Below are 15,547 nucleotides of genomic sequence, written 5' to 3'. Positions count from 1 at the left end.
TTGTGAAACATTTTACTACGACTAAAGGGTGCGTTTCTATAACAAGTAGAGACGCATTTTTACTAACTGGTAGTTTAGTTGAAGTAGTTATTGTTGTGTTTTCATTTAGATTAAGGTTATACTAACGGCTGGAACATACGTTCCTATTGAAGGGAAAGCCCTTACCAATCCGCGAACAGGTGAATAATAAATGTCTCTAAAAGAAAGGGGGAAAAATGAAAAATATGAATTTTAGTGAAGCCGTTGAACGTTCTATACAATTAAGAAAAGTCTACCATCGTTTGGAACGACAGTATCATGAAAAAGAATGGACAGTAGAAGAAGATGCGCTAGCTTTCCTGACAGATGCTGGTTTGGTCGGTCGTCTAACAATGTCTCAACAGGGTCGTTGGCCAACAAGTGGGGAAACTGAATCTGAACTTGAACATAAGATTGGAGAATGCATGTGGTGGCTGATTAATTTGGCTGAACGAACGAATATTGATAGCGGTGAAGCATTAGAAAAGTTCTTATCCAAAACAGAAAAAAAACTAGGGGGATTGAACTAATATAGCTGTTAAACTAACAGGAGCTTTAGTTCAATTATTAAAATGTATTCAAAAATAACAAGCATCGGTGCTATAACCGATGCTTGTTTGGTCGTTGAAATAAGTGTTAGTGTTGATGGGTTTTTCTTTTTTGTCCCCCTAAAGAGAACCCGTTAATTAATTAGCAGAGTCTTTTTATTTATGGTAAAATAAGAACAAGTATTCGTTTGGTGAAGGAGGGACTAACTTGTCAACAATCCGATTTATCCACACAGCTGATTTGCATCTCGACAGCCCGTTCAAAGGCATGACTGGCCTACCAACAGATCGCCTGAACAATTTACGTGACAGTACCTTTGCAGCATTTACTAAATTGATTGGGCACGCAGTCAAAACGAACCCGGATTTCATGTTAATCGCGGGTGATATTTACGATGGGGAAGATCGGAGTTTACGTACGCAGATGAAGTTTCGGGAAGGGATGGTAAAGTTGGCTGCGGCCGGCATTCCGGTATTCATTTCACACGGCAATCACGATCATCTTAGTGGAAGGTGGACTCGATTTGACCTGCCGTCGAATGTGTATGTTTTCGATGAGCATGTTGAAACAGTGCGCCTGACCGTGGATGGTCAAGAAGTGTTGATTTCTGGGTTTAGTTATAAGGAAAGGCATATCCGTGATAAAGTGATTGACCGTTATCCTCTAGCTGAAGATCAGGATGCGATACATATCGGGATGTTGCACGGTAGCTTGGCGGGAGATGAAACACATGCCGTTTATGCGCCATTTACTAAAAATGAGTTGCTAGCTAAGCGGTATGATTACTGGGCGCTCGGGCATATCCATGTAAGGCAACAGCTGCATGAATCTCCACCAATCGTTTATCCGGGAAATTTACAGGGGCGTCATCGCAATGAGCGTGGTGCTAAGGGATTCTATGAAGTTGAACTCTCGAAAACAACAGCATCTCTTCATTTCATCCCGGCATCAGCAATTGTCTTTGATAGACTCGAATTGCCTTGTGCAGGAATGAGTCATGCGAATGAGTGGCTGACGGCATGTTCGGAAGTGCTAGAGTCATTTAAAGAGCACAATGGCGCGGGAATTGTGGAGCTGTTGCTGACTGATATCGATCGAGAAGCTGCGAATCTATTCAGTCAATCGCCGGAGGGAGAATGGTTGGAGGTCCTACGTGATTATGTGGGTGAAAGCGAACCCTATGTCTGGGTGCAGAAGATTACATTTGCGAGTCAGTTGAATCCATCTAAGGCATCAAGTGCACTGATGCAATCAGTTGCTGGGATGATTGATGGTTGGACGACGGAAGACTGGAAGGATGTTTTAAAAGATGTTTACCAGCACGCACGTGGCGTCAAATATCTGGATGTTTTGACTGAAGATGAAATAGATGAAGTGAAAGCCGGAGCAACAGCATTGTTGGCGGCGGAAATGTCAGGAATGGAATGAGGTGTTTACATGAAAATTGAAAAACTAAACATTTATGGATTTGGAAAACATGAAAATGTCATGGTGGATTTTGGACAAGGGATCTCTGTAGTTTATGGATTGAATGAAGCTGGGAAAACGACTATTCAGCAATTCATCCTGCATATCTTATTTGGATTTCCACCAAAAAATAATGCGCTCTTACGCTACGAACCGAAATCGGGCGGCAAGTACGGTGGGCAAGTTCATCTTATAGATGAAACATATGGGAAATGCATCGTCGAACGGGTCCGTGGAAAATCTGCTGGTGATGTTACAGTCTATTTCGAAGATGGAACAAAGGGTGGAGAAGAGCAATTGAACACGCTACTTCGCCAGTATGACCGTGCTTCATTCGAATCCATTTTTTCATTCTCTTTGTTACAGTTGCAGGGATTTGAAAAAATGGATGAAGACGAATTAAGCAGGACACTTCTTGCTTCGGGGACTACTGGTGTTGACTCTTTGTTGCAGCTTGGAAATCGAATGGAAAAAGAACTGGGGGATTTGTTCAAAAAGTCGGGAAGGATTCCGGAGATGAACGTCAAGATCATGGAACTTCGGGAATTGGAAATAGAGTTGAAAGAAGAGCAGGAAAAAGTGGGAGAGTATGCACCCTCGATTGAACGAATACGGGAAATCGATGACTTGCTTACAGAGTTGCGAGGACAGGAAGCGGAACTTATGCAAGAATCACAGAAGCTCGCTCTCGTGCGACAGCTACTCCCCCTTCATCAAAAGAAACAAGCATTGGATGCAAGACTATCACAATTAAGTGGAATAACCTTTCCAGCAGATGGTCTCAGGCGCTATGAAATGCTTGCGGGGAAGTTAACGGAAGCCGAAGTCACTAAACGACGATTGGAAGAAGAATTAGAAGAGCTAATGACACGAATGCCTGAACAGCACGAATTTGAGCGCATTGCTGAACTTGAAATTTTACTGGCGAAAGAAACAGAGTGGCATAGATGGCAAACAGCGGTTACTTTTGAAGAAGAAAACGTGAGTCAGCTAACTAGTTCAAAGAGACGTCTGCTTGATAGACTTGGTGTCAAAGGGCTTGAAGCGGAAAATACTATTTTGGAGGCAGATGTTTCAATCCAAAAGGAAGAACAGATGCACAAAATTATTCAAGAACTTACTGAAGGCGATCAGCAAATTGGCTTTGTGAATCGCCAACTCATTCAAGTGGAAAATGAGTTAGGTGATACGGAAACTGAAATTGGTGGAATTGAACGCACTGCACCTGCCGTAGAGGAATTAGAACGTGTACAGCAGTGGCCTAAAATTCGTCAGCAACTTGCTGAAGCGAAAGCCTATATTTCACTAAGCGGAAGACCGGTTGAACAGAAATCACTGATGATACCTGCACTTCTTGTCGTACTTGCTGTCGCGTTCATCGTTTTCGGTTTCATCCAAAAAGAATGGTTCATAATTATAGCTGGTGTTATTGTTATAGGATTAGGTATTCTAATTTATTCGAAAAAACAGCATCAAACGCCCGATTCAGCAAAACTGAAGCAGATGGAAAAAATCATTGCCGCATATGATGGAAATGAGCATCAAATGGAAGAACTGACAGACCGAATTGGCATGTACAAGCGCAAGAAAGAAGATTTACAAGAAGCGTTTATGGTACTTGAAAGGAAATTTCAATCGTTGACATCCGAGCTTGAAAATACCTATAGCAATAGACGGAAAATCGAATTGGAGCTGGTCGATTTTTTAGGACTTTATGGTTTCGATGACATACCTTCAACCGGGATTATCCCGGAATTATTCCGTATGATTCGAGAAGTTCAGGAAGTTACTAGAGAGTTGAATGATGCCTTGTTACGGCGACAAACGATTCAACACCAGATTGCTGTGAGGTTAGCAGAAGCTGAAAAAATAGTGCGGAAATTTGCACCACAAGAAACAGTTTATGAGATGCTGAGAAGGGAATTCATTCACCTAAATGAACAGGCAGAAACAATCAGGTCATTGACAGTTGCTTTGGAACGCAAAGAATCTGCGCTGAAAGAGACATCCAGCCTTGTAAACTCGTTGCTGGAAAAAGTGCAGGCTCTGCTTGCTGAAGCAGCAGTAGAAACGGAAGAGGCCTTTTACGCTGCATACAATAGCCACCAGGAAGCGTTTCGTTTAAAGGGGCAACTTGAGGATGTCAATGCTCAATTAGCATCATATGGCCCTCTTGAATTGCCTGATGGCGTTGTGGATGAAGAGTTGCGAAAAAAAGTGAATGATATTAGCGGAACACTATCGTCGATTAGCGAGAGGCTAAATGTCTTAATCAATGACAAGGCCGCACTTGTTAACAAAACGGAACGACTACTGACAGATGAAAATTACGGTCGTAAACTGCAACACTTCGAAATGAAAAAATCGGAGCTCGCAGAACTCGTAAAAAAATGGTCTGAGCGCAAAGCGATTACTGAAGCAATCAGAAGAACAATGTCGGAGTTGAAAGAAAAGAAATTGCCAGAAGTACTTGAAGCGGCAGAAAAATTGTTTTGTGAACTGACGGGTGGAAATTATGAATCACTTCGTGTAACGGAGACGGGTCATTTCGAAGTAGTAGCGAAAAATGGGATGCGTTATCCCATTGTAGAGCTGAGCCAGGCTACAAAAGAGCAAGCCTATATTTCGCTTAGATTGGCGCTTGCGGCATCTATAATGAATACGGCACCTTTTCCATTAATGTTGGACGATCCATTCGTTCACTTTGACGAAGAGCGACTTTCGCGTATGATTGAACTACTAGACAATCTACAAAACAAGCATCAGTTCATTTATTTTACATGCCACGAAGCGATGAAGGATAAATGGCAGGGGGCAACAATACTAAACGTTTCCGGTATCGGAAGCGAACAGGGAGCGATGGTCTTATGAAGAAAATTGCAGAATATAATGCAGGCGAGCCGTTTGATCTTTTCTTGCTAATTAAGCAATCTACAAAAGGAGTTACCACACAAGGTAAACCGTTTATGACGCTTATTTTGCAGGATAAAAGTGGTGATATTGAAGCGAAGTTATGGGATACAACAGATGAACACGCGAAAACATATGCCGCAGCATCGATTGTCAAAGTTGGCGGGGAAGTACATGAATATCGTGGGAAAAATCAGCTGCGCATCAAAAGTATACGTCCCGTAAAAGAGGATGAAGGGGTGGCGATTGCTGACCTAGTTCCGTCATCGGCAATAAGTAAAGAAGTGCTATACGAAGAGCTGATGCAGTATTTCTTTGAAATGCAAAATCCACAAATCCAACGAATTACGCGTCATTTATTGAAAAAGCATCAGACAGCTTTCATGACGTACCCTGCTGCGACAAGAAATCACCATGATTATGTATCGGGTCTTATTGATCATGTTGTTTCCATGCTGAAACTTGGAAAATCGTTAGCGGATCTGTATCCGTCACTCAATAAGGATTTATTGTACGCGGGAATTATTTTGCATGATGTTGGGAAAGTAATTGAACTTTCAGGTCCAATTGCAACTCAATACACGATTGAGGGGAATCTGCTAGGCCATATTACGATTATGGTCAATGAAATTTCAAAAGCGGCTGACGAACTTGAAATTACAGGTGAAGAAGTTATGCTGTTGCAACATATGGTTTTATCTCACCACGGTAAGGAAGAATGGGGAAGCCCGAAACGTCCAATGCTGAAAGAAGCGGAAATCCTTCATTACATCGATAATATTGATGCGAAGATGAATATGTTGGATCGTGCACTTGGCAAGACGGCTCCTGGTGAGTTCACTGAAAGAATTTTCCCGCTGGATAACAGGTCATTTTATAAACCATCAATTGACTAACCAGTAAATAACGCAATCAACCACAAGGCGCTCCGAGTACAGTTGTTTTAGATCGCTTTGGATTAAACGGCTCCTACACAATTACCGTGATATCTTAATCTATAGGGATGCGACTTTGTCGTATCCCTATAGATTTTTTCGGTAATCGTATGGTGGTCATTCATCCGTCGCCCTTCTAAGACACAAGTACACGAAGTGCTAAAGCTTTTTTGGATGAAAGAATAGTTGGTTCTTATCTGGGTAAAGGCCGCCAAAGATACAATTTTGGCGGCTCACTCCTTCTTTATGGTTTTTTCTTTTTTATTGTCTAGGAGGTTATAAAATCTCGTACCCTGGATGAGTTAGAACATTGAGATTTCACGTCTAGCCACCCTTGTCCCACGATAAAAATGTAGTGATTAGTTTAGCCGAAAGCGAGCCGGAAACGTACTAGTCCAAATGAAGACTTTTACGCCTACCTTACCAGTATCTTATGCAAGAAAATGGTTAATCAACAGACGTGGAATAACATATATTGAACTAGCAAACACCTCCGAAAGACAGGCGTCTTTTGGAGGTGTTTGTTTGTACATTTTAATACCCCAACAAAAAAAGACCCCTGAAAAGGAGTCTTGAATTGTTAGTAGCATTACTTAGATTCTTTATCTGTTTCTGTTTCTTTTTCTACTTTAGGTTCTTCCAAGAATACATCAAGTGCTGATTTCAAATCTTTATCTTCGACTTTTACATCAGCATCTTTCATTAGCTTAGATACTTTCGGGATAATTGTACTAGGATCTGCTTTCTCAAGTTGTATTTCTTTAGTAAGTTTTTCTTTCTCTTCTTTAGTCATTTCCTTAGCTTCGATGTCACGTTTTTCTGTAACTTTAATAATGTGGAACCCGTGTTCCGATTGGACCGGCTCACTGATTGTGTTCACTTCAAGTGCATATGCAGCATCCCAGAATTCTTTGACCATTTTACCGTAGCCAAACCACCCAAGATCCCCACCGGATTCTTTTGCAGCCGGTTCAGTCGAATTCTTTTTCGCTACTTCAGCAAAATCAGCTCCGCCTTCAAGTTCCTTTTTGACTTTAAGTGCAGTCTCTTCATCCGCAACTAGTACGTGTTTGGCATTCAATTCTGTAGCCATCATTTTAACGCGCTCTTCGATTTCCTTATCTGTTACTTCAACGCCATCAGTAAGAGCCGCTTCTTGTAACATGTTGATACGAAGGATTTTTTTCAAGCTCTTCTCAGTGTGACCTTGTTGAGCGATATAAGCATCGAAACCTTCACCTAATTGTTCTTTCATTTCATTGATTGCTGTATCAACTTGCTTATCAGAGATTTTATATTTTGCATCTAATACTTTTTCAAGGACGAGTAGTTGTAATGTTTGTTCACCTTGAGCATCTTTCATTTCGTTATAAAGTTCACTTTGTGTTACATTTCCGGCTTTTGATTTGACAAGAACTTCATCACCGGCATTCTTGTCGCTGCACGCTGAAAGTGCAAGTACAGATGCGGCCATTGTAAGTGCTAAAATAGTTTTTTTCATTTTGAAATCTCCCCTAACTTTTATGTGCAACAGTAGACACTATACCATAAAAACGTATCTAAAACAAAAAGGTTCCCCTAGAATATACTGCCTACAACGAGCCAATTGTTTTGCATAGGATACATAGAGAGAGGGGGTGCTCCTATGAGCGGATATGACCAAGGTTCCCATGGTACTTCGGGATTTGCGTTGATTGTTGTTTTGTTCATTTTATTAATCATTGTCGGTGCAGCCTTCCTGAATTAATTCCAGAAAAGCTCAAGGCGTTAGGCGCTGAGGGTATCGATAATGGAAAAAGTCCATTTCCCGTAAAAAAGGGAATGGACTTTTTTATACTTGTAACAGAATCTCGACGTAAAATGACACGATTAAAATGGTTACAAGAACGTTAACGGTTGTGTATATTTTCTGTTGCTTCTCTTCAGGGATTTCCTTAGATTCGCATAGTGCATACGTCATTTTATTGATTTGAAACAGATATAATAACGAGAACAGAATTGTAATAATAAGGATCAAATCTATTCCTCCTCTTTAACTTCCCAAGGCAATCATAGCAGAAGTCCTTCTAAAATGAAATTAATTTTCCTCTGCGCTAAATACTGGGTTTTTAAGTTCTTCGTTACTTTTCGTATGATTAATAGCCATCATTTCACCGGTGGAGTCATCATATGATTCTTTGATTTTCTCAAAGCCGCGCTCAAATATTTCCATAAAATCTTCCCCATAAATATTTCGGACAACGGACATTACTTCGAGAAATTCTGGGAACTTTCCGTAAAGGTCTTTAATAGGGAGTGATCCCTCTAAAATATCATGTTTAGAATCATAGTAGTTCATGTTCATCTCGAGTATCAGTTTTTCCCCTTCTTCTGTAACTTCAACATATGTATTTCTTCTGTCATCATCTTTTTTATAAAACCGTAAATAATTACGTTCTTCTAGCTTCTTCGAAAAGTTGAAAGCTGTCGAAACATGCATGACTCCAAATTTAGCGATGTCAGAAATGGTTGCGCCTTGAAGATGGTAAGAAATCCATAAAATATGATGCTCATTAATATTCAAGTCATAAGGTTTTATCCACTGCTGCCAATCTTTTTCTACTGCTTTCCAAAGAGCTTTTGACATCTGTGCAACCCTTTGACTGAAAATCATTGCTTCTTTCGGAGAGTACTTTTGCTCTGACATTGGAAACACCTTCTTTCTATTTTTTCCCGCTTCTTTTATTATAGCAGGAAAGCAAAGAAGAAAAAAGTAAAAATTGTGAAAAAGCTTTCGATTCAATAATAATATTTTGGGAAATGGGTATGAAAATAAGGAATGCGGCCGTATCCACTAGTTAAAACCTATACAATGTAGGTCTTTCGTGGAGAGTTGACTGCATTCCTTACTGGTGGATTGTATTTACTTTTAACTTGAATTGGCATTAATCCCCGGCATCTATAAGTGGGAACAAATTCCCTGTAGGACCAAGCCTCCGAGGGATATTACAAATTTTGGACGTAATTACGCCGAGGCATAATTGACATTACTTTTGCTGTTTTGCGAAGTTTTGCTCAAGCTCTTCAATAGCGGATTGGATTGCGGCAATTTCTTTTTCCATGCGTTCCCGATTAGATTCCGTTGATTGTTGCCACTGATCTACTGACCCTTTAATTCCATCAATTGCTGTTGGAACAGTTTCTTTTGCTTCTTTCGTAAGGTGGGAAATGGACTCTTTTAAATCATCGACTTTTACTTTTACATCTTTGAACAAAAATTTCATGTCGCTTGAAGCATCCCTGACGGATGTCCGAAGTTGACTGCCCGATTGGGGAGTCGAATACAATACCGTAACAGCAGCTGCAACTGAACCTGCTGCGAGTCCGATGAAAAATGTAGATGCTTTCATTGTATAATACACTCCTTCCTGTTATGAATAGTATTCCTTACTCTAGTTTTATTAAAACATTTAAAAAGTGCATGAGCAATAAAAACAAGCGCAAGTGACCTGTTTAGACGCTACTTTATATTTTAAACTACATGTGTTGAGTAACCAGTAGATGACTACTTACTCCTTTTCGATAGCATTTCCTTTTCGAATTGGGGCAGTGTCACTTTCAATATAGCGTAGCACTGTTACTTGTATGATCTTTTCTTTAGTAAAAGCGGAGGAGTGCCCGAAATTTCATCTTCGGGTATATTATACAGACAACAAAAAAGCCCTCCTCGTGGAGACGGAAAGCTTTCGCTATAATTTCAATTAGATAATGCAGTTTTAAATGAGGAACGTTTGACCAAACCCTTAACAATCGGGTAAATCAAGAAAAATGCAATTCCGTTCATCGCAACAGCTGGAAGTACAACCGCTAAGAATAAACCACCGAACGGTAAATCTGCTCCAAGAATGAAAATGGCGATTGAAAGGAAGATACTCCCTGACAATACAGTTCCAATACCTGCAACAACAGTGGAAGCAATCAAGTTACCTGCAACTTTTTTAAGTGAGATAATAATTGCATAGATGATAAATGCAGTAATGAACTTATCAATCACATTGGGGATGAAACCTCCTGGAAAGTTTGAAAAAATACCTGATATAATACCTGTTGTTCCACCAAGTAAAAATACATTGCGCACTTCAGGGAACAGGAATATGCTGATAAACATCATCGTCAGCATGAAATCGGGTTTCATTCCACCCATAATTGGGGGAATTATTAAGTACAGTGCAGCACCTACAGCAGTTAATAATGACATTAACACAAGACTTTTCGTATTCAATTCTCATCTCTCCTCGGCTCATCTAGTATTTTGTGTTTCTCCCATCGTATCCTCATGATCGACAGCGAAAAACTTATTATGAATCATACACGGTATTCAGATAATTGACAAGCTTATTTTTGTAATTTCATTCGAATTCCAGCTGCAACTTCCTGAATTCGTTCCATACTTGTTTCAGATTCCTTCGTTTCAAACGTAAGTTGGAAGCCGTCAGTTTCATCATAGCGAGGGATGAGGTGTAGGTGTGAATGAAAAACGGCTTGTCCCGCATATGCGCCATTGTTTTGTAGTAAATTCATTCCAGCTGGTTTGAATTCATCTTTTATGGCATTGGCGATTTTGGGTACGACGGAAAATAGTTGTGCCGCTTCTTCAGCAGTTAAATCATAGATATTTTCACGATGTGTTTTCGGGATGAGAAGGACATGCCCTTTCGTTACAGGTACAATATCCATGAAGGCAAGAACGTTCTCATCTTCATAAACTTTAACGCTAGGGATCGTACCTTCAATGATTTTACAAAAAATACATTCAGTCATTTTCAACACTCCTGTTCATATTTTCATGAATGGGACAAGTGTAGCATAATTTTAGATATAGGTTGAAATATTGAATACGGTAAACTAGCGTAGGAGCCTTACAGGGGGAGACGAAGGCAGTCTAAGTTCGCGACGTCGTGTCGCAACAAGGAGGGATGTAGGTCAATCCCTCCCTCCCTCCCCACTGCATGACCTGCATCCTACAGGTCCAAGCTTTATTCGATTGCAATCATTCAATACTATATCGGTTGTATGAAGGAAAAAGCTTTTTGTAGCGTTTTTTGCTAAAATGAATGAAAGAATGGAGGATGGATATGGAAATTCTTGAATTACAAGACGTAACAGGCGGTTATACACGTAAACCTGTTCTGTATGATTTGTCATTTAACATCGGACAAGGTGAGTTAGTAGGTTTGATTGGACTAAATGGGGCGGGAAAAAGTACAACCATTAAACATATTATTGGATTAATGAATCCTCATAAAGGAGAAATTCGTGTCAACGGGGTGACATTCAGTGAGGATCCCGAAAAGTATAGAAAAGCGTTCACTTATATACCGGAAACGCCGATACTCTATGAAGAATTGACGCTTAGGGAACATCTTGAACTGACAGCAATGGCATACGACCTTGATAAAGAAGTGTTTGAAGCACGGTCTGATGAGTTACTCCGGGAATTCCGAATGGAGAAACGTCTAAACTGGTTCCCAGCGCATTTTTCAAAAGGGATGCGTCAAAAAGTAATGATCATGTGTGCTTTCCTCGTTAATCCATCTTTATATATTATTGATGAACCATTTGTGGGTCTCGATCCAATCGGCATCAAATCACTTTTAGAGCAGATGACGCAGAGAACAGAAAATGGGGCTTCCATTCTCATGTCAACGCATGTATTGGCAACTGCGGAAAAATATTGCGACAGGATCATCTTGCTGCACGAAGGACGGGTGCGAGCAGAAGGAACGATGGATGACTTGAGAAATGCATTCGGACGTCCTGGCGCGTCACTGGACGACTTGTATATCGCGATGACAGAGGAAACCGACAATGAACAATTTGCGTGAAATATGGGGATCTCGGTTCGTCCATTATATAACCGAGCTCCAAAAGTATTTGAAGTATGTATTTACAGGCCATTTGGCAATTGTCCTTGTCTTCACAATTGGGGCGGGGGGCTTTACGTATAGCGAATGGTTGAAGGAAGTGCCAGCGGAATTCCCTGCAGCGTTGCTTACGGCTCTCATACTTGGATTAGCGCTCACCTTTTCGCCGCCAGTGACGCTATTGAAACCTGCTGACACGGTTTATTTCCTACCACTGGAACAAAAGCTTATTACGTATATGAAACGGGCTTTGAGTTGGAGCTTCTATTCCCAATTGCCATTACCATTTATTTTATATATTGTGGCGTTGCCGTTACTTTCAGCTACAGGGACCGGTTCAAAGATGGAATACATCGTTATCGCGATTTTGATACTAGTCATTAAGCGAGTATTCATTGAATCAGAATATAATTTCAGACATGTATTGGATGGAAAAGGGATCTTGCTAGATAGGACCCTCCGGTTTTTATTGGCGGGAACCATAATTTATGCAGGTCTTGAAGGAAGTCCAATTATACTTCTGATTATTGGTGTACTCATTGTACTGTACAACTTCTATTGGCGAAAAAAGAGAATGCTAAAACCATTCCCTTACGATCATTTCATATCACTCGAACAGAATCGGATGATGCGTTTTTACCGTTTTGCCAATTACTTCACAGACGTCCCGCATTTGAAAGGATCCATTAGTAGAAGAGCATGGCTCGGTTTTGCGATGGGATCTCCGAATTTCGGTAAGCCTGTAGCACAACCGTATTTAATCAGACGTACATTTATACGTACGGATGATATTTTTTGGCTATGGGTAAGGCTCACTGCTTTATCGGCGCTTGGAGCGATTTTCATCCCGTTTCCGATTGTTGTATTTATTTTCGCAGGAGCGCTTGCATTTGCCTCTGCCGTACAACTTATCCACGCATTGCGGGCAGGGGACGATTTTCGGATGGATATGCTATTTCCTGAAAAGGAAGACACCCGCCCGGCTGCTATTAAAAGAATCGTTCGTACAGTCCAATGGATTCAGGCGGCAGTAGTCACATGCGCTGCACTGTATCTTTATGGGGTTTCTGTAACACCTCTTCTTGTCGGGGCTGTTATTCTCATCATCTCTGAGGCTACTATCAGATTGACTGTAGAGAAAAAAGAATATGACTAAGAAAAGTCGCCCCGTTTGCAATCATTTGCAGACGGGGCGTTTGTTTGTAGAAAAGGAAGTATGAATTTCTCGTCATGGAACAGTGTCTAGGCTCGGTGGGCTTAACGGAGCCTTACGCTTTTCTTTAATAAATTATGACTAAATATAAAAATAGAATATTCCAATAAACCTTGCAACTTATCTCTGGAATTAGATATACTAAATAAAAGGCATCAGGGGTGATAGGGATGGAGAACAATTATTCATATGCCGAGTTTTTAAAAGCTGTAGGGAAAAACAGTACTTCGCTCCAAGCGGAAAAACTGCTGAATGAAATTTATTTAGATCTTTTTTTGAAACATATACACAGAGAGCAGACAAAGAGTAGGTTCATGGGATTGATTGACCTTGCGCTTGACAGTAGGGATGAAAGCGCATTCCTACTGTATTCCAAAAGACTGGGCAAACTTGAAGAGAATGATTGAAAAATGCAAGGACGCTACATGTTGAGTAGACATGCAGCGTTTTTTTGTGTGTTTATAAAAGTAAAAATCAGTGAAAAAAACGTACGTTCGCTTTTTACTCGTCAAAAGATGGGTAAAGTGATAAGATAGATGTAACTGATAGAGGAGGTTTTTCCGATGGTCGGAAAATTCAATTTGCAAGCCCCTTATACACCACAAGGCGATCAGCCGTCTGCAATCGCACAACTATTAGAAGGACATAACCGAGGTGAGAAGCACCAAACTTTGCTCGGTGCAACCGGGACTGGAAAAACATTTACCGTGTCGAATGTCTTGACGGAGATTAACAAACCGACTCTCGTTATCGCTCACAACAAAACGTTAGCGGGTCAATTATATAGTGAATTTAAAGAGTTTTTTCCTGACAATGCAGTCGAATACTTTGTCAGTTTCTATGATTATTATCAGCCAGAAGCGTATATCGCGCATACTGACACCTTCATTGAAAAAGACTCAAGCATCAATGATGAAATTGATAAATTACGTCACTCTGCAACATCTTCCTTATTTGAAAGGAATGACGTACTCATTGTTGCATCTGTCTCTTGCATTTATGGTCTAGGTTCCCCAGAAGAATACAGCGCACATGTTGTTTCTCTTCGTCCAGGTATGGAAATCGGACGCAATGAACTGCTTCGCAGATTTGTAGATATTCAATACGAACGCAATGACGTAAGTTTCACTCGAGGTACGTTCCGGGTACGCGGCGATGTTGTTGAACTTTTGCCAGCATCCCAGGATGAACATTGCTTACGTATCGAGTTTTTCGGTGATGAAATCGAACGAATTCGCGAAGTGGATTCACTGACAGGCGAAATCCTCGGTGAACGTGAACACGTTGCCATATTCCCCGCATCTCACTTTGTTACTGGTGAAGAAAAAATGGTGAAAGCAATTGAAAATATTGAAATTGAACTGGAAGAACGTTTGAAAGAGTTTCGTGCCCAGGACAAATTATTGGAAGCGCAACGTCTTGAACAACGGACACGCTATGATCTTGAAATGATGCGAGAAATGGGCTTCTGTTCGGGTATTGAAAACTATTCCCGTCATTTAACACTCCGTCCTGCAGGAGCGATACCGTATACATTGCTTGACTATTTCCCAGATGATTTCCTCATTATTGTAGATGAAAGTCATGTCTCATTGCCACAAATCCGTGGTATGTATAACGGTGACCAGGCACGGAAAAATGTCCTTGTTGACCATGGTTTCCGTTTGCCTTCAGCACTCGACAACAGACCGCTTACATTCCAAGAATTCGAAAACCATGTCCACGAGGCGATTTATGTTTCTGCGACACCAGGCCCTTACGAAATTGAGCATACGCCTGAGATGATTCAACAGATTATCCGCCCGACTGGTCTACTAGATCCGACGATTGAAATCCGTCCGATTGAAGGACAGATTGATGATTTGATAGGTCAAATAAGAGAACGGACGAAAAACAATGAACGTGTTCTAATTACGACGTTAACAAAGAAAATGTCCGAAGATTTGACCGATTACTTGAAGGAAATTGGTATAAAAGTTCAATACCTTCATTCTGACATTAAAACACTTGAACGAATTGAAACGTTAAGAGAACTGCGAATAGGCACATATGATGTCCTTGTGGGTATTAACCTCTTAAGAGAAGGGATAGACATTCCTGAAGTATCGCTAGTTGTAATCTTGGATGCTGATAAAGAAGGGTTTCTACGTTCTGAGCGAGCACTTATTCAGACGATGGGTCGTGCTGCCCGTAATTCCAATGGACATGTCATTTTATATGCAGATAGAATGACGGACTCTATGGCGAAAGCAATTGGGGAAACGGAGCGACGTCGGGACATTCAACGAAAATATAATGAAAAACATGGCATAACACCGACGACAATCAAAAAGGAAATCCGTGATGTGATTCGTGCAACAGCAGTATCAGAAGAAGCTATTTCTTATTTAGAAAAAGTAACACAAGGCAAGAAGTTGACAAAAGACGAAAAAACAAAGCTGCTTGTAACTTTGGAAAAAGAGATGAAAGAGGCAGCGAAAGCACTCGACTTCGAACGTGCTGCTGAACTAAGGGATACAATCATGGAATTGAAGGCTGAAAGGTAGGGTTTT

15 protein-coding genes are annotated in these 15,547 nt (G+C 40.7%); 9 read left to right on the top strand and 6 right to left on the bottom strand.

Annotation, left to right across the window (positions count from 1 at the left end):
- Positions 1 to 215 precede the first annotated feature (215 nt).
- The 4 genes from MKZ26_RS10245 to yhaM all read left to right on the top strand — a co-directional run bounded on the left by MKZ26_RS10245 (position 216) and on the right by yhaM (position 5,840).
- Entirely contained in the window at positions 216 to 548 is a 333-nt protein-coding gene (locus tag MKZ26_RS10245) for a MazG-like protein (protein ID WP_340766110.1), read from the top strand.
- Between the two features lie 226 nt (positions 549 to 774).
- The gene (locus tag MKZ26_RS10240) at positions 775 to 1,995 is read left to right on the top strand and encodes a metallophosphoesterase family protein (protein ID WP_340766109.1); all 1,221 of its coding nucleotides are present in this window, start codon (positions 775 to 777) and stop codon (positions 1,993 to 1,995) included.
- A 9-nt stretch (positions 1,996 to 2,004) separates the two neighbouring features.
- Entirely contained in the window at positions 2,005 to 4,905 is a 2,901-nt protein-coding gene (locus tag MKZ26_RS10235; protein ID WP_340766108.1) for an ATP-binding protein, read from the top strand.
- Positions 4,902 to 5,840 carry a 3'-5' exoribonuclease YhaM gene (yhaM, locus tag MKZ26_RS10230; RefSeq protein ID WP_340766107.1) on the top strand — a complete coding sequence of 313 codons (939 nt, stop codon included), beginning with the start codon at positions 4,902 to 4,904 and terminating at the stop codon, positions 5,838 to 5,840. Before MKZ26_RS10235 ends, yhaM begins: the two co-directional genes overlap by 4 nt.
- 628 nt (positions 5,841 to 6,468) lie before the next feature.
- Here yhaM and MKZ26_RS10225 read toward each other — a convergent pair.
- Positions 6,469 to 7,380 carry a peptidylprolyl isomerase gene (locus MKZ26_RS10225; RefSeq protein ID WP_340741506.1) on the bottom strand — a complete coding sequence of 304 codons (912 nt, stop codon included), beginning with the start codon at positions 7,378 to 7,380 and terminating at the stop codon, positions 6,469 to 6,471.
- A 144-nt stretch (positions 7,381 to 7,524) separates the two neighbouring features.
- On the opposite strand from MKZ26_RS10225, the gene MKZ26_RS10220 reads away from it, so the two are divergent.
- On the top strand, positions 7,525 to 7,626 hold the full coding sequence (locus MKZ26_RS10220; RefSeq protein WP_082786481.1) for a YjcZ family sporulation protein: 102 nt from the start codon (positions 7,525 to 7,527) through the stop codon (positions 7,624 to 7,626).
- A gap of 84 nt (positions 7,627 to 7,710) precedes the next feature.
- Here the strand turns inward: MKZ26_RS10220 and MKZ26_RS10215 are convergent, their stop codons facing one another.
- From MKZ26_RS10215 to MKZ26_RS10195, 5 genes are all read right to left on the bottom strand, one after another.
- The gene (locus MKZ26_RS10215; protein ID WP_067205932.1) at positions 7,711 to 7,896 is read right to left on the bottom strand and encodes a hypothetical protein; all 186 of its coding nucleotides are present in this window, start codon (positions 7,894 to 7,896) and stop codon (positions 7,711 to 7,713) included.
- A 60-nt stretch (positions 7,897 to 7,956) separates the two neighbouring features.
- Positions 7,957 to 8,565: an HTH-type transcriptional regulator Hpr gene (locus MKZ26_RS10210; protein WP_067205934.1), complete on the bottom strand. Its 609-nt coding sequence runs from the start codon at positions 8,563 to 8,565 to the stop codon at positions 7,957 to 7,959.
- Between the two features lie 340 nt (positions 8,566 to 8,905).
- Complete coding sequence (locus MKZ26_RS10205; RefSeq protein ID WP_340766106.1) at positions 8,906 to 9,268, bottom strand: YtxH domain-containing protein; 363 nt, start codon at positions 9,266 to 9,268, stop codon at positions 8,906 to 8,908.
- Positions 9,269 to 9,615: 347 nt separating this feature from the next.
- Positions 9,616 to 10,140 carry a tryptophan transporter gene (locus MKZ26_RS10200; RefSeq protein ID WP_340766105.1) on the bottom strand — a complete coding sequence of 175 codons (525 nt, stop codon included), beginning with the start codon at positions 10,138 to 10,140 and terminating at the stop codon, positions 9,616 to 9,618.
- Between the two features lie 113 nt (positions 10,141 to 10,253).
- Positions 10,254 to 10,679: an HIT family protein gene (locus tag MKZ26_RS10195; protein WP_340766104.1), complete on the bottom strand. Its 426-nt coding sequence runs from the start codon at positions 10,677 to 10,679 to the stop codon at positions 10,254 to 10,256.
- A 314-nt stretch (positions 10,680 to 10,993) separates the two neighbouring features.
- Here MKZ26_RS10195 and MKZ26_RS10190 point away from each other — a divergent pair, with 314 nt between their 5' ends.
- The 4 genes from MKZ26_RS10190 (at position 10,994) to uvrB (ending at position 15,541) form a co-directional block, all read left to right on the top strand.
- Positions 10,994 to 11,743 (top strand): ABC transporter ATP-binding protein, encoded by a 750-nt coding sequence (locus MKZ26_RS10190; RefSeq protein ID WP_067205945.1) that lies wholly within the window; start codon positions 10,994 to 10,996, stop codon positions 11,741 to 11,743.
- The gene (locus MKZ26_RS10185) at positions 11,727 to 12,938 is read left to right on the top strand and encodes an ABC transporter permease (RefSeq protein ID WP_340766103.1); all 1,212 of its coding nucleotides are present in this window, start codon (positions 11,727 to 11,729) and stop codon (positions 12,936 to 12,938) included. The genes MKZ26_RS10190 and MKZ26_RS10185 overlap by 17 nt, the downstream gene beginning before the upstream one ends.
- Positions 12,939 to 13,165: 227 nt before the next feature.
- Positions 13,166 to 13,402 (top strand): IDEAL domain-containing protein, encoded by a 237-nt coding sequence (locus MKZ26_RS10180; RefSeq protein ID WP_067205951.1) that lies wholly within the window; start codon positions 13,166 to 13,168, stop codon positions 13,400 to 13,402.
- A 156-nt stretch (positions 13,403 to 13,558) separates the two neighbouring features.
- Positions 13,559 to 15,541, top strand: a complete 1,983-nt coding sequence (gene uvrB / locus MKZ26_RS10175) for an excinuclease ABC subunit UvrB (RefSeq protein WP_067205953.1) — start codon at positions 13,559 to 13,561, stop codon at positions 15,539 to 15,541.
- Positions 15,542 to 15,547 lie beyond the last annotated feature (6 nt).

This window comes from Sporosarcina sp. FSL K6-6792 (genome assembly GCF_038004885.1).
Taxonomy (GTDB): Bacteria; Bacillota; Bacilli; order Bacillales_A; family Planococcaceae; genus Sporosarcina; species Sporosarcina psychrophila.
Note: the sequence above shows the minus strand (reverse complement) of the source record. Positions and strands in the feature narration are given on the sequence as shown.